We start from the raw sequence: 13,818 nt of genomic DNA, 5'->3' as shown, positions 1-13,818 counted from the left end.
TTTGTTGTTCTAGTTGAATTGTGTCCTGATTGCAGCATCAGGGGTTAATGCCTGCCGCTGAAGTGATCGCCCCACCCAGATATAATAGAAGACAGGTATAACGACCAGCGTCAAAATGAGGGTTGAAACCATGCCGCCCAGCATAGGCAGGGCAATCCGGCGCATGACGTCCGCCCCAAGGCCCGACGTAATAAAAATCGGCGCAAGCCCCACCAGGATCGTTGCCACAGTCATCAGTTTGGGGCGTACCCGCAATACGGCGCCTTCCATCACTGCCGTCGACAGTTCTTGTAGCGTTTTCGGTGGTTGCTCGCGAATACGCGCATCCAGATAAAGCAGCATGACCACCGCCGTTTCAACGGCAATACCTCCCAGGGCAATGAACCCGACAGCCACTGCGACGGACAAATTATACCCTGCAAGATATACAGCCCAGAGCCCGCCGATCAGTCCGAACGGCAGCGACGCCATGATCATGATGGTGCGGTCAAGCCGCCCGAAATGCAGCATCAAAAGCAGGAATATCAACACAATGGCGGCAGGGATCGCCAGGGCAAGCTGGGCATTGGCCTCTTCCAGCTGTTCATACTGACCAGACCAGTCGACAGCATACCCCGGCGGCAGCGACACATCGCGTGCCACGACCTCGCGTGCATCAGCCACATATCCGCCGAGGTCGCGTTCGGCGATGTCCACGAACACCCAGCCGGTCAATCGGGCGTTTTCTGACCTTATCATCGGTGGCCCTTCGGTATACTGAATGGTCGCGACTTCACCGATCGGAATATGCGCCCCACTCTGTGTCGGGATCAAAATATCCGCAATCGCATCACCGCTCTCTCTAAATGGCCGGTCATAGCGGAGCATAATATTGTACCGTTCGCGACCTTCGACACTTTCGGCAAGCTTCATTCCGCCAAGCGCCGTCTGTATCACCGCCTGGAATGTCTGCATGTCGATACCACGTCGCGCCAGCTCTTTGCGGTCGGGCAAGATTTCGAGATATTTACCTCCAATAACACGATCTGCAAAAGCGGATCGCGTACCTGAGACAGTTTTCACCACCTGCTCAATCTCCAATGCAAGATCGGCAATTTTTTCCAGGTCATCGCCGGTGATTTTGATCCCTATGGGCGTTCGAACGCCGGTTGAAACCATATCCATACGGATTTTAATCGGATATCCCCAGGAATTGACAAGCCCTGGCATGGTAACCCGGGTATTCAATTCCTCAATCAACTTTTCGGGAGTCATCCCGGGGCGCCAGTCGCTGCGCGGCTTAAGCCGTATCCAGGTTTCAATCATCGTAAGCGGTGCAGGATCAGTTGCGGTGTCAGCACGACCTGCCTTGCCAAAGACGTTGTCGACTTCCGGCACGGTTTCAATAAGGCGGTTGGTTTGCCCCAACAGCTCACGCATTTTTGTCGCCGAAACACCTGGCAATGTCGTTGGCATATAAAGCAGTTCACCTTCATAGAGCGCAGGCATAAATTCAGAACCAAGTCGTGATACTGGCCAGGCAACCGTCGCCATCATGAAAATGGCCGCCCCCACTGTCAGCCATTTGAACTTCAGGGCAAGCTGCAGGACTGGCCGATAGGCCGCAATAAAAAACCTGTTGAGAGGATTTTTCTCTTCTGGCGCAATTCGCCCTTTCAAAAGCCACAGCATAAGAACCGGCACCAGAGTGACCGATAACAAGGCGGCAAACGCCATGGCATAGGTCTTGGTAAAGGCCAATGGCGAGAACAGCCTGTAACTTTCCCCGGTGAGAGCGAAGACCGGCAGAAAGGATACCGTAATAATCAAGAGGGAGAAGAATAATCCAGGCCCCACCTCCCGTGCCGCCTTTAAGATCACCCGGCGGCGTTCGGCCTCCCCTGCATCATGAGGCAGTGCGGATAATCGTCGGGACGCATTTTCTACCATGACAATGGAAGCATCGACCATGGCGCCAATGGCAATCGCGATACCACCAAGGGACATGATATTTGCAGTGACGCCTTGTGCCGACATTATTAAAAAGGCACCAAGTACGCCAAGCGGTAGCGTGATGATGGAAACAAAAGCAGCCCGGACATGTAAGAGAAACAGCAATGTCACCAGGGCAACAGCAATTCCCTCCTCAATCAGCTTATGTTCTAAATAGGACACAGCGCCTTCGATCAGAGGCCCCCGATCATAGACCGTTTGGATTTCGACACCCTCCGGCAAGCCCCGCTGAAGCACTTTGAGTTTTTCTTTAACGCGTTCCGCAACGTCTAAAGCATTCTCGCCATCGCGCATAATGACAATGCCAGCAACCGTCTCGCCTTCGCCATTCAGTTCGACAATTCCCCGCCGCAGCGCCGGACCCTCAATGATCAGAGCCACATCGCCCAGTGTTACTGGCGTCCCATTATCGGCATAAAGAACAATCTGCTTCAAATCGTCCGTGTTTTTGACATATCCAGAGGACCGGATCACATATTCCGTCTCCCCCTGCTCCATCACCCGGCCACCGACTTCACCGCTGGCGGCTTTGACAGCAGCGGCAATTTTTGTGAGCGGCACATCAAATGCCCGCAGGCGGTTAGGGTCGATCAGCACCTGATATTCACGCTCAAATCCGCCAACTGAGGCAACTTCCGACACTCCTTCGACGCCCGCAAGCTCCAGTTTTAAAAACCAGTCCTGTAAGGTGCGTAATTCGGCCAGATCGCGCTGCCCGGTCTTGTCGACCAGCGCATACTGATAGACCCAGCCAACCCCTGTAGCATCGGGTCCGATGCGCGGTGTGGCGCTTTGAGGCAACTGGCTCCCGAGGCGCGAGAGCGCTTCCACAACGCGTGATCTCGCCCAGTAGAGATCCACATCATCCTCAAAAATGACATAGACAAAGCTGGTACCAAACATGGACGCGCCCCGCACATCCTTTGTGCGTGGCAGGCCCAGCAGGCTGTTAGACAGCGGATATGTTACCAGGTCTTCGACAATCTGCGGTGACTGTCCTGGAAAATCCGTCCGAATAATGATCTGCGTGTCTGTTAAATCAGGAATGGCATCAAGGGGCGTATTGCGCACTGCAATCCAGCCGGTAACAGCGAGCGTTGCCGCCAGCACCAGGACAATCAATTGATTATTCACCGACCATTCAATCGACCGTGCAATCGTGGACTGCGACGGGTCCCGGCCTGAGAGAGGATCATGCGTATCCATCATCTTCACCCCCTCAATGTACATGCCCGGCATGGGACGGATCAGGGTTATCCTGTGCCATCCCGGCCATAGGATCAGGCCATTCGATCAGCACCGACGGGCCATTACCAAACGGATTGCTTGCCGCATCCCCTTCTTGCACCCACAGATTGCCAGATGCTTCATCCCGGAACAGCGCCAAGCCAAGATCACGATAATGAATTGGGGCGCCGTCAAGGAACCACGGCTCAAGAGCAATCACTAAACTTGCGAGCGCCTCACGAAGTGCCGTTTTATGATCATCTGCCTCAGGAGAGCGTTGTGCTGCTTCAATGGTCTGCATCGCCTCGTTGATGACAGGCGCAAGCCGGGTGTCGCCGAAGGTGCCGAGAAGGCCCTCCCCGGCTTTCAATGACGCCTCCAGAAAAAATGGATCAACGCGGTAATTGTCGTTTAAAGCTTCGTGAAAATAAAGCCCGGCATCGACAAAATGGTCAATCAGCGCCAGGGTTTCAGCGTTCACGGGGAGTTTTGACAGAGGTGTCTCACGATCCATTTCTATCAGGCTCGTGGCCGGTGTCATCTTGCGGAAACCTTCCCGCAGGCTCGCTTCTGAATCGAGCAAAAACTGACCGCTGACCACAACCATGTCTCCTTCAGCGAGGCCTGCTTCGACAGCTGTATAGCCGTTTGCACTGATACCGGTCCGTATTATGACTGGTTTGAAAGCCTGGTCGCTGGTCATGGTCACAACATGGGCACCATCACTACCGTGCAAAATGGCTTCTGTCGGGACAGCAAGTACCATCTGCTCTCCGACAGCAAAGGTGACATCGGCATAGCCACCGGGCTTCAACAGTCCCTCTTCATTCGCTGCAACAATTCTGACCTTCCCGGTCCGGGTCGCCTCGTCAATCGTCGGATAGACATAATCCACTTTGCCCTGGCGTTCCTCGCTAATGTCTGGCAATGAAAGAACAGCGCTTGTATCCTTTTTGATCCGCCTCATGTCTTTTTCTGCTACAGAGGCCACGATCCAGACCCGTTCATAATTTTGCAATCGCATGATCGGTGCCCCAGGTTTGATATAATCGCCATCGCGAACCGCCAGATATGAAACAACACCGGCCTCTTCGGCATAAACCGGTAACCGCTCAATAACGGTCCTTGATTTCCTGACAGACGCAATCACGCCAGATTGCATCCCGAGTGATTTCAGGCGTCGCTCTGTTGCACTGCTGCGCGCGACTGAACCGGATTTAAGCGCATTAATGAAGTCTCTCTGCGCCGCGATCAGATCAGGACTGTAGACACTGTAGAGGAGGTCTCCTGCTGCTGCGGCGTCGCCTTCAGCCGAAACAGCGAGGTCTTCAATCCAGCCTTCAACACGTGAGGCAACAACCGTTTCAAGTCGCGTACTTGGCATTACATTGCCGAAGCTGCGGATCGTATCACCAACACTCTGCATACGCACTGGTGCAGCGCGTATGCCCATTGTCTGGATCATTTCAGAAGAAACAATCACACCACTGCCCGGGGATTGGTTCGTGTCTGCTTTAGCGGGCACCAGGTCCATGCCACAAATCGGGCAGGTACCCATCTGGTCTGCGATATAGTGCGGATGCATAGGACAGGTATATTGTTCTGCCTCCTGCGCCATCACAGGAGAATATACCAAAACGAAAAGGACAAATATTAAAGATCTCATGGTGTCACCAGTAAGCTATTGGCCCGGGCTGTCAGGCTAACTTGTCTGGCGCGTTCAGTTGCCAGATCGCTCTGAAATTTCAGTTGGGTGATCTCAGTGTCGAGAATGGTTGAATAATCTCCCAGCCCCGCTTCATAATTACTGGTCAGAGCTTCGATCCGGCTGTCGAGTGCTGAGATTTTTTCTCGCAGAATTTTCTGAAAGTCGTTGCTGGCTTCGATTTTTGCGGACAAGACCCGCCACTCGGCGAGAGCGGCCCTCGCCGCAACTTCGCTTTGCTGCCGACGAGCATTTGCATTTGCTTTTGCAGCACGCAGTTTCGGCTGCTGGTTCTGACGTGACCATATGGGAACGGTGACAGATACGCTGGCAGAGAACCAGTCATCACCGGCAAAAGTCGATCCGGGAGCACCGCTACCCTCTTCACGTTGCTGGTACGTTAGCGATACGCCCCAATCAGGTCGAAAAGCAGCCTTTGCCGCTGATACGCCTGCCTCTGAGATATCGATGTTCTGATCGGCCAACCTCACCGCATAAAACCGGGTAGCCTGCCCGTCCCACAGAGCAAGGGCGGTTTCTGGTGCAGGTGTCTTTGCTGCCATTAGGACCAGTTCTTCAATACCGGCGCTTACCTCAATCTGTGACGCCAAAATGGCAGCTTTTTCCCGAGCACTATCGGCACGTTCAATATCAATATCCGCTATCCTGAATACGGCAGGGCGTCCGGCATCAATTTCAGAACGAATAACCTCTTCCAGTTCATTATATTTAATGTCACGCGCCGCCAGAATAGAGAGCTGTTCACTCAATGCAGTTTGGGTTGCCAGAAGACTGATCAATTTCGCTCTTAGAGTAACGAATTGCCACTCGGCCTGAAGTTTTTGCAATGAGGCTCTGCGCTCATTGGCAGAAGACAGCGCGCGGCGTTCGGCAAAATTTGGCAAAGACTGACGGACCCCAATCGCCTTGTGGGTCGGCAAAAACCTGTCAAATGCGGGGTCCTGCAACGGTACATTGTTCACCCCGACAGAAATGACTGGGTCCGGCAAGCCAATATTAGCAGCAGCACTTTCGCGGCTTGCTGTTTCACTGAAACGCAGCGCCACAATGGACGGATGGTCGAGCAGCTGCTGTTCCAATTCCTTAAATGTCTGTGCATGAGCAATCGGGAAAGTGTTCCATGAGAGCATTAACGCGAGCGAGGCAGGTACCCATTTACAGAATGGGCTGAATAGCAGGCACTGATAGCAAGATTTCTTCATAATAACTAATCCGGTAACAAACTGTTTCTATTGCACAGACGACAAAACGCCTGGCGCAATCACGAATGATTGTTCCCGAGGATCAGAGGATCAGAATATTATTCAGTTGGACAGGAGATAGCTGAACTGGCGGCGCCAGACTGGGTGGTCGCAACCGGGTAGAAGTCCAGAGAGCAACATCAACTTGCAGTGATGCTTCAGCGGTGAGAGTTTTCTCACCACTCGGCAATTCCGCCACAAGGGCCTTTAGAGCGATTTCATTGTATTTTTGATAATACGCGTCGCACTGCACACATCCGGCACAATCCATGGGTTCCATCGGATTATGCTTTTGGGGCTGCTCATCTGACGGTGAAGGCTCAGCATCGTGACACCCTTTGTGCGAAGAGCCATTTACGCTCTCCATGGTGCTCATGGATTCTTCAACAGGATATGCGCCAGAATGGCAGCATGCGAATACAGGATTGATGAGAAATGTCATCAAAACTGTCCAAATCGCAATTTGCTTTACTAGAACCATATGCCCTTCTTACCCAGTATATTCACTGATGTCGATACCCCTATAGGGTATATACAAGGCAGCGATTCAAATCCTTTACAATAGCCTAACAAATGCACCTAAAGGATCAGTTAACCGTCTAATTGATCGTGTCAGGTGCTTATTCCAACTGTTAATGGAACAGTCCGAACTTCAGATTCTCAGGAAATGGCTGCTGAACTTATGGCTGGTTAACCTTATGAGCCATACAACGAGATACAAAAACTTGCCGAACAGCCTCCCACTAAAAAAACTGTGACCGAATTGGACTTATTCAATAATTCAAAGAAGAAAAGCAAAGCGAACTGACGCAATTTTCCAGCCGTTCATACCCCTATATTTCTCTTAAAACAGGTGCTCCATTTTTTGATTTGTGTACCCTGTTTGGTACTTGCAAATCTTTTCTCACTGCACGCATAGTGCACGCGAAACCGTGTAACTCATTGATATTATTTATTATTATGTCAAGTCGATCATCGGAAAACTCTACCAGGTTTGTACCTTTGGAGGCAATTCTCACTCCACCTGCATTTAGGGATCGTCTGTGGGACACATTTCTGGAAAACATCAACACACATAGGTAAAAAAATATGTTTCCCACCTTTTTGTAAGCCATGGATTGAGATGTGCTCCCATCCCCGCTTTGGTCACCCTTCACATATGTGAGCAACCTGACCACAAGAGCTGCCGGATTCACATCACCAGCTCTGCCCGAATTATTTTTGGGTAACAGCAACTTCCACCAAAACATGCCATTTGGGTAACAAAGGCCAGCGTTTCGTGTAGACCGCTATAGACTACTGTAGACACCAATGCTATATTTTGTGTGTGTTTGAGACGTACAGAGACTTCTATAGACACCTCGAAACCGGCTCATAACCGCTAGGTCGGGGGTTCGAGTCCCTCCGGGAGTATCAGCTATTTTGCCAATGTTCCGCAACAGGAATAAATAGCCACAACCGTCCGTCAGAACTAAAAATGAACCTAAAACGAATTCGGTGCCGGTTTTCGCGAAGAAAGCCTGGGTCCCAGATGCTTTATCTTGGGGCCGTTAGTTTGGTTTAGGTTCATTTTAGGTTCATTTCTCATGGATTTCGGTGCATTTCGGTGGAATTCCGTGGAATCTCAAAATCGATTTACCTGTTGATTTTACTGCATAAATCCGCATGATCACTGACGTTGAAAAATGGTCAGAAGTGATTCCTAATCTGGGGGCCACAGGTTCGAATCCTGTCGGGGTCGCCAGTAAGGCATTGATATTAAACATTTTATTTTGAAACCAGCAATTCGATTTGCGATCTGTCCTGCCCCATTATAACTGGTCCACATTTTTGGTATTATTCTATGAATGGTGGAGGTTATTTGCATGGCGAGGAAACGCTTTAGCGATGAGGATATATTGAACCTGCTGCGTCAGATTGAGCTGAGTTTGGCGGGCGGGAATGATGTCGCGACAGCCTGTCGATCAGCAGGCGTGAGTGATGCAACATACTATAAGTGGCGTAAAAGGTATGGCGGCATGGGCAAGTCCCAGTTATCTGAACTTAAAGGTCTCGAGAAAGAGAACCAGCGTCTGAAGAAAATTGTTGCCGAGCTTGAACTAGACAAGCTTATTCTCAAAGAAACACTTGATGTTTTAAAGCCCAAGGTCTGACGGTCACCGACCTACGTCAGGCCATTGTGAAGGCACGTCAAAGACTGAATACGTCTGAGCGGCGGACCTGCAAAACGGTTGGTATGCCCCGTTCCTCTCAGCGTTATCTTAACCGACCCAAAGATAATGAGGACAGGCTTCGCCTGGCTCTTATTCGATTAGCCAAACAATATGGTCGGTACGGTTATCGCAAGATAACCAAGTTACTGCAGATTGAAGGCTGGAAGGTCAATTACAAGAAAATAGAAAAGCTTTGGCGGGAAGAAGGCTTACAGCAACCCAAACGCCATAAGAAAAAGAAACGCCTGTATCACAAAGACAGCTCTGTCATCCGGTTACGGCCAAAGTATGAGAACCATATCTGGAGCATCGACTTTGTTCATGATCGCCTCAGCAATGGGAGTAGCTACAAAATGTTGACCGTCCTTGATGAATACACCAGAGAAGCTCTCTGTGTCGCTGTAAAACCAAAGATGGGGAATGCGGAAGTATTAGAGGCTCTGTACCCATTGTTCTTATGTCATGGAAAGCCAGAGTTTATAAGGTCAGATAACGGCCCAGAGTTCGCAGCGGAGAACTTCCAGAAATGGTTGACCAAGGTTGGTATCAAACCGATCCGTATCTATCCAGGCTCACCTTGGGAAAACGGCTATAACGAACGCTTCAATGGCACCTTACGAAGAGAAGTCCTCAATGCTGAATGGTTCACTACGATAGAGCAAGCTAAAACCGTCATCAATAAATGGCTCAAACAGTACAATACCATCCGGCCACATCAAGCTCTCAACATGCGCACACCAATACCTGAAACTCTACATCAAAATGGTACTTAATTTATGGGCTGGACAATATCATGGCGATGTTTTGAGATATCAATCGCTAACCGAACAACGGGATCGGGTGTAACATCGGTATTGGTCATAGTCAGCCTCCGTTTCTTGTGGTTCTTCAGCAAACCAAAATTAGAGACTGTCGCCCGGCTTTGACCACCTATTCCGCTCGTTTGAGCGGCTCCACAGGCGGCCAAAGCCTAATGCAGTGAGTTACTTCCAAAGGTGCTACGGCCCTGAGTTCATTGCTCTCGCACTGCGCGAATGGCTGGGACGATTGAACGTGAAGACGCTCTACATTGAGCCCGGCTCGCCGTGGGAGAATGGCTATTGTGAAAGCTTCAACTCAAAACTTAGAGATGAGTTCTTGAACAGGGAGATACTCTATACACCGAAAGAAGCCCAAACTCTGATCGAATGGTGGCGACGACACTACAACACATTGCGTCCTCACTCTTCGCTGGGCTACCGCTCACCGGCACCAAAATCAATCTTGCCAAAGCCTCTCATGCCGCCTTACGTTGAAGGCGTGGCGGCATGAGGCCGCTACATCATATAGCCAGGCCTAACTCGGCAACTGGAGCACCTAAACAGGGCCGTCCAGTTTCGTCACCTTCGGGCGCGTTAGGCCGCGTTCAATGGCGTGATAATTAATTGGAGGGGCATAGAGATGGGACTGTTTTCTTTATCCCTAATTCTGCTTTTGATAGGATTTTCACTAGGAACAATTTATTACATCTGGCTTTTAGTCAGTATATGGATAGATTCATCTCTTCCATCGAAATGGAAGTCCAAAAAAGGTATGTCCGAGTGGTGGCAAGATATTGCGGATGAAAATAAATACTCGATAAATTGGGGGGTATACAATCGGAGTAAATACAACCTGCTCTACTTTGAAGTGCCGTTCTATCTGTTCTTTACAATTGTGTTTCTCTCAATGTTGGCCCTTCTCGCACGGTGGATGATGATGAATGAGATACCACCCATTATCGCCATAGTTATGATGGTAACCGTTGCACCAATGTTTGTACATGAGAGTTTTGTCCGTATTGGACGCAAAAGCTTTGCGGCGAAACAAGCTTGGAGCTACCTTCGCCCTTTCCAAGATGTTCGCGCACCTGTACTTCTACTTCGCGACTTCAGGCACGATTATCCAAATGTTTCAAAAAATCTTTGGCTGCTCGAGGCGTTGCAAAGAAACAGGGAGGCAGAGGAAGAATTAGGAATTGGTATGAAGTCTACCCCAATTGAATCATGGTTCGTGGATTCCTAGAAGAGCTTTGCGCCTATCATCGCCGTTGGAAGGCCCGGAGACGATGAAGTGTTGCCTGGGGTTGGCCGGGTCTACATTGACGATGACTCATGGCAAGCAGTGGTGACCGCTTTGCTGAAACGTTCACGAGCGATTTTAGTGCAACTATCAGACTCAGAGGGTTTGTTGTGGGAGTTGAACGAAATCATCGATACGAAGGCCTTAGACAAAACAATTCTTCTGAACATTCATCCTGACACAACATCTCTTACTAAATTTGAGAAAAAAAGAATTCAGAAAAATTTGCCACGAGAATTTAGAGACATTTTGTCAGAAGATGTTGAGGATTATTTGTATGCGTTTTGCAAATCGCCCGAAAACCCAAAGATTCATCATAAGTGGCCGCATAAGCAAGACCTAAGAGTCTGAATCAAAAGTCTTTCATATGAAACATGCTCTTGCCAGTCGTCTTGTTGCGATACGGATGTGAGCCATGAATAGCCATGCGATAGCTGAGGTCCAGCATCGTTCCCAATCCTTGGCGAGACGGCGTGATCGCCCTAACCATGCGAATGTGCGTTCTACGACCCATCGCCGGGGCAGGACTTTAAAGCCTTTCATTTTATCGGATCGCTTGATGATTTCCATCCGGAATGGACCGACTTTTTTAAGTTTGCGCTTTAGCTTATCTCCCGCATAGCCACCATCGGCAAAGATATGGCGAAGCCATGGAAATTTGTCTCGCGCTTCCATCAACACCGCTGGTGCGCCGTCGCGATCCTGTACATCCGCGGCATGCACAAGTGCTGTCACCAGAAAGCCTTCCGTATCCGTCAGAATATGCCGCTTGCGGCCTTTTATATTTTTGCCCGCGTCAAAGCCAGTAATACCGCCACTTTCTGTGGTTTTAACCGACTGGCTATCGATCACACCTGCGCTGGGGTGTGGGCTTCTGCCGTGTGCTTCGCGGCATTCAAACAGCAGGCGGTGATTGATCTTTTCCAGCAATCTGTCATCACGCCACCAATAAAAATATTTCTGAACCGTCGAAAAAGGCGGGAAATCCCTTGGTAACATGCGCCATTGGCAGCCAGTAGACGCGATATACAACAAGGCGTTCATGATCTCCCGCATCGGCCACTTGCGAGGACGCCCCATCCGATTTGGAAGAGGTATTTCAGGTTCAATCAAAGCCCATTCGTCGTCCGTCAGATCACTTGCATAGCGCAGGAAACTGCGGTCATAATATGTGCGGGTGGTTTCATTCCAACTCATCTGATCCTCCGTGTCTTAAGCAAACAAAGAGAATCATAAGTCGTTGAAATCACCCAGATACTTTTGGATCAGGCTCTAACAAAAGGGTTCATACGCCGCGCAACCAAGAAAACTATCAAATCCATGAAGCGATTGGGCTTGTAGTCTACTGTTAGCTTTATCATGCGTTCGAATTTCATCAAAGATAGCGAATCTGTAAAGAGGGAATCGTTATTCGGGGATGTCTTGAAAGCCAAATTTTATGATCATTATAGGAATGACCATGCATCCTAGGCAGGAGACAAAATCCCGTACCCTCGATCCGCTCACCACATGTGGAGATGTCGGGTAGAACAAGCTCGTACAGTAGATTTCAATCGGCATCAGGACAGTTTTTAACTGACGCCAATCCAATACCGCTTTCCGCATCAAGCTGGTTCTTTATTAACGAGTGGCGTTGCACTCATTGTTATAGCACGGTCTGCAAGATCAGCGGCGACAACCCGGTAGAACTCATGAATAAGATCAACGCCGCGTTCAACGGTCGCATACTCTTCATTGCACACATCAGGATAGCAACAAGAAGATTTGCAAACATTGAAAAGTATGGACAGCTTACGAGTCAGGTTCTCAGAGATGACGGACAGTTCAAACTAAAAAGAGGCTTCCAAGCCAAGTCAAAATGCCGAAGCCGAGAATCGTCAGACTTATAGCGAAACCAAATGCGATCATAGGATATTCACTGACACGAAAGGCAATACCCAAGGGAGTTTCCCCAGATTTGCGCCAAAACAGTCCTCTCAAGATGGGCCCCAGCCCCAAGACGAGCCATAACCAAACCGAGGTTACATAAGTTGTCAGATAGTTTGCGCGGGTAATTGTACCCACCTCCGGTCCTTGGCGGTCATTTAAGGCGCTTAACTCCGTATAATATGTAATTTCCAATGCGGCAGGCGAGAGCGCCGTAATAACGTTCTCTTCATTGATCATGGCAGTAAAAAATGCGATCGCCAGGAAAAAGATAACGAGTGTTATCAATACATCAAGAATGATAAGAGGGATCGTCCAGATTGGGTAGTCCTTAATCAAGCGCAAGAAATATCGGGTCTGCCAAAGAGCAAAGAAATCGGCCACAATGTTAGGCAGCAAATACTCAACCAAGATTGTCGATGGCTCATCTCGGAGTAAAGCGATAATACTGGCTGAGTTCTCGGGGGTTGCGACAAGCACGCCAGAGCCGACAAAGATGGCGAAGAAAATTGTTGAAGACAGAATTGATGCGATCAAACAGCGTAAGCTGAAGTGGTTACGCCCATACACTCCCACAAAGATCGTATAGAACACCTCTCCTGAGTTTATTCGGACCAGATTTTCCTTAGGCAAGAACCATTGCCTTACAAGACCCTTGAATCGTCTTGGAATATCACGATCAGCTAGAATAAACAGGCCATTGACAGCGACTGCTGCGATCAGAAAGACATTCAAAATATCGAGTTTAAGAGTACCAACGTTCGGGCTCTCACCAAGCCAACTGAACAGGATGATCAATGTTGTGCTCACAAGGAATCCGAATACCGGAACAGCCGGTATACTTCGTTCAGTACGGAACATGGTCGAGCGCCCGATCAGTTTGCAGGGATGAAGATTCTAGCCACTCAAGGTTCGTTCCCTCCGGAATGAGAGAGGTTACCTGGAGCATCAGTCTTTGCCAGCAGCGATGCGACCTAGAGCCGTTCCAATCCGTGAAGTCTTCTGACTGGATTGTACGAAATCCCAACGGAAGCTCGACATTGTCTATGTGAATCGGCAGCAGTGTCCCGCGCTTTTCGGCCGTATATGCTTCTTCCTTAACCCACCGACTTTGTACGGAGTTTTCGCTCCAAACAACAATCACGCAAGTGGCAGACTTAAGCTCAAGGTCGATTCTGTCGATCCAGTGATTTCCAGCGCGCAGATCATTGTCCCACCAAACTGAGAACTGTTCGGCTTCTAGTTGTTCCGAGAGTGAACGAACCTGTTGCTTGTTATCGCTAGAGTAAGATAGAAATATGTCTGCCACGCCCTGCCCCCTCATATAGGCGTCACACTTAAATGCAAAAAACGACCCTCGCAACTGCAATCACTGGTGACTTGACAGTTCCAG

10 protein-coding genes and 1 pseudogene are annotated in these 13,818 nt (G+C 49.6%); 4 read left to right on the top strand and 7 right to left on the bottom strand.

The features are described 5' to 3' along the window. Positions 1-9 precede the first annotated feature (9 nt). The 4 genes from RAL90_RS04230 to RAL90_RS04215 form a co-directional block, all read right to left on the bottom strand. A complete protein-coding gene (locus RAL90_RS04230) occupies positions 10-3,198 on the bottom strand; it encodes an efflux RND transporter permease subunit (protein ID WP_372340426.1) in 3,189 nt (1,062 codons plus the stop codon). A 13-nt stretch (positions 3,199-3,211) separates the two neighbouring features. After that, positions 3,212-4,885 (bottom strand): efflux RND transporter periplasmic adaptor subunit, encoded by a 1,674-nt coding sequence (locus RAL90_RS04225; RefSeq protein WP_306253275.1) that lies wholly within the window; start codon positions 4,883-4,885, stop codon positions 3,212-3,214. Beyond that, entirely contained in the window at positions 4,882-6,147 is a 1,266-nt protein-coding gene (locus tag RAL90_RS04220) for a TolC family protein (RefSeq protein ID WP_306253274.1), read from the bottom strand. Before RAL90_RS04220 ends, RAL90_RS04225 begins: the two co-directional genes overlap by 4 nt. An 82-nt stretch (positions 6,148-6,229) precedes the next feature. Next, positions 6,230-6,667, bottom strand: a complete 438-nt coding sequence (locus RAL90_RS04215) for a hypothetical protein (protein ID WP_306253273.1) — start codon at positions 6,665-6,667, stop codon at positions 6,230-6,232. Positions 6,668-8,051: 1,384 nt separating this feature from the next. On the opposite strand from RAL90_RS04215, the gene RAL90_RS04210 reads away from it, so the two are divergent. From RAL90_RS04210 to RAL90_RS04195, 4 genes and pseudogenes are all read left to right on the top strand, one after another. Beyond that, positions 8,052-9,172, top strand: a protein-coding gene (locus RAL90_RS04210) for an IS3 family transposase (RefSeq protein WP_372340402.1) whose coding sequence is annotated in 2 segments (ribosomal slippage) — positions 8,052-8,334 and positions 8,334-9,172 — 1,122 coding nt in all. Because the reading frame shifts where the segments join, the coding sequence is not laid out codon by codon here. 229 nt (positions 9,173-9,401) lie between these two features. After that, positions 9,402-9,710: pseudogene (locus RAL90_RS04205) on the top strand (integrase core domain-containing protein); the annotation flags it as partial. A gap of 129 nt (positions 9,711-9,839) precedes the next feature. Further along, on the top strand, positions 9,840-10,442 hold the full coding sequence (locus RAL90_RS04200) for a hypothetical protein (RefSeq protein WP_306253272.1): 603 nt from the start codon (positions 9,840-9,842) through the stop codon (positions 10,440-10,442). A gap of 48 nt (positions 10,443-10,490) precedes the next feature. Beyond that, positions 10,491-10,850, top strand: coding sequence for a hypothetical protein (locus tag RAL90_RS04195; protein ID WP_306253271.1), 360 nt, complete (start codon positions 10,491-10,493; stop codon positions 10,848-10,850). A 12-nt stretch (positions 10,851-10,862) separates the two neighbouring features. Here the strand turns inward: RAL90_RS04195 and RAL90_RS04190 are convergent, their stop codons facing one another. The 3 genes from RAL90_RS04190 to RAL90_RS04180 all read right to left on the bottom strand — a co-directional run bounded on the left by RAL90_RS04190 (position 10,863) and on the right by RAL90_RS04180 (position 13,734). Beyond that, positions 10,863-11,696, bottom strand: a complete 834-nt coding sequence (locus RAL90_RS04190) for an IS5 family transposase (RefSeq protein WP_306249540.1) — start codon at positions 11,694-11,696, stop codon at positions 10,863-10,865. 627 nt (positions 11,697-12,323) lie between these two features. Continuing rightward, positions 12,324-13,286, bottom strand: coding sequence for a hypothetical protein (locus tag RAL90_RS04185; protein ID WP_306253270.1), 963 nt, complete (start codon positions 13,284-13,286; stop codon positions 12,324-12,326). Then, complete coding sequence (locus RAL90_RS04180; RefSeq protein WP_306253269.1) at positions 13,273-13,734, bottom strand: toll/interleukin-1 receptor domain-containing protein; 462 nt, start codon at positions 13,732-13,734, stop codon at positions 13,273-13,275. The genes RAL90_RS04185 and RAL90_RS04180 overlap by 14 nt, the downstream gene beginning before the upstream one ends. Between the last annotated feature and the right edge of the window lie 84 nt (positions 13,735-13,818).

Origin of the sequence: Parvularcula sp. IMCC14364 (assembly GCF_030758415.1) — a bacterium.
GTDB lineage: Bacteria > Pseudomonadota > Alphaproteobacteria > Caulobacterales > Parvularculaceae > Aquisalinus.
The sequence above is the reverse complement of the archived record's forward strand: the minus strand, read 5'-3'. Positions and strand labels throughout refer to the sequence as shown.

Coding starts and splice junctions, on each gene's coding strand:
- RAL90_RS04230 (WP_372340426.1), bottom strand. CDS start 3,198: ATGGATACGCATGATCCTCTCTCAGGCCGGGACCCGTCGCAGTCCACG.
- RAL90_RS04225 (WP_306253275.1), bottom strand. CDS start 4,885: ATGAGATCTTTAATATTTGTCCTTTTCGTTTTGGTATATTCTCCTGTG.
- RAL90_RS04220 (WP_306253274.1), bottom strand. CDS start 6,147: ATGAAGAAATCTTGCTATCAGTGCCTGCTATTCAGCCCATTCTGTAAA.
- RAL90_RS04215 (WP_306253273.1), bottom strand. CDS start 6,667: ATGGTTCTAGTAAAGCAAATTGCGATTTGGACAGTTTTGATGACATTT.
- RAL90_RS04200 (WP_306253272.1), top strand. CDS start 9,840: ATGGGACTGTTTTCTTTATCCCTAATTCTGCTTTTGATAGGATTTTCA.
- RAL90_RS04190 (WP_306249540.1), bottom strand. CDS start 11,696: ATGAGTTGGAATGAAACCACCCGCACATATTATGACCGCAGTTTCCTG.
- RAL90_RS04185 (WP_306253270.1), bottom strand. CDS start 13,286: ATGTTCCGTACTGAACGAAGTATACCGGCTGTTCCGGTATTCGGATTC.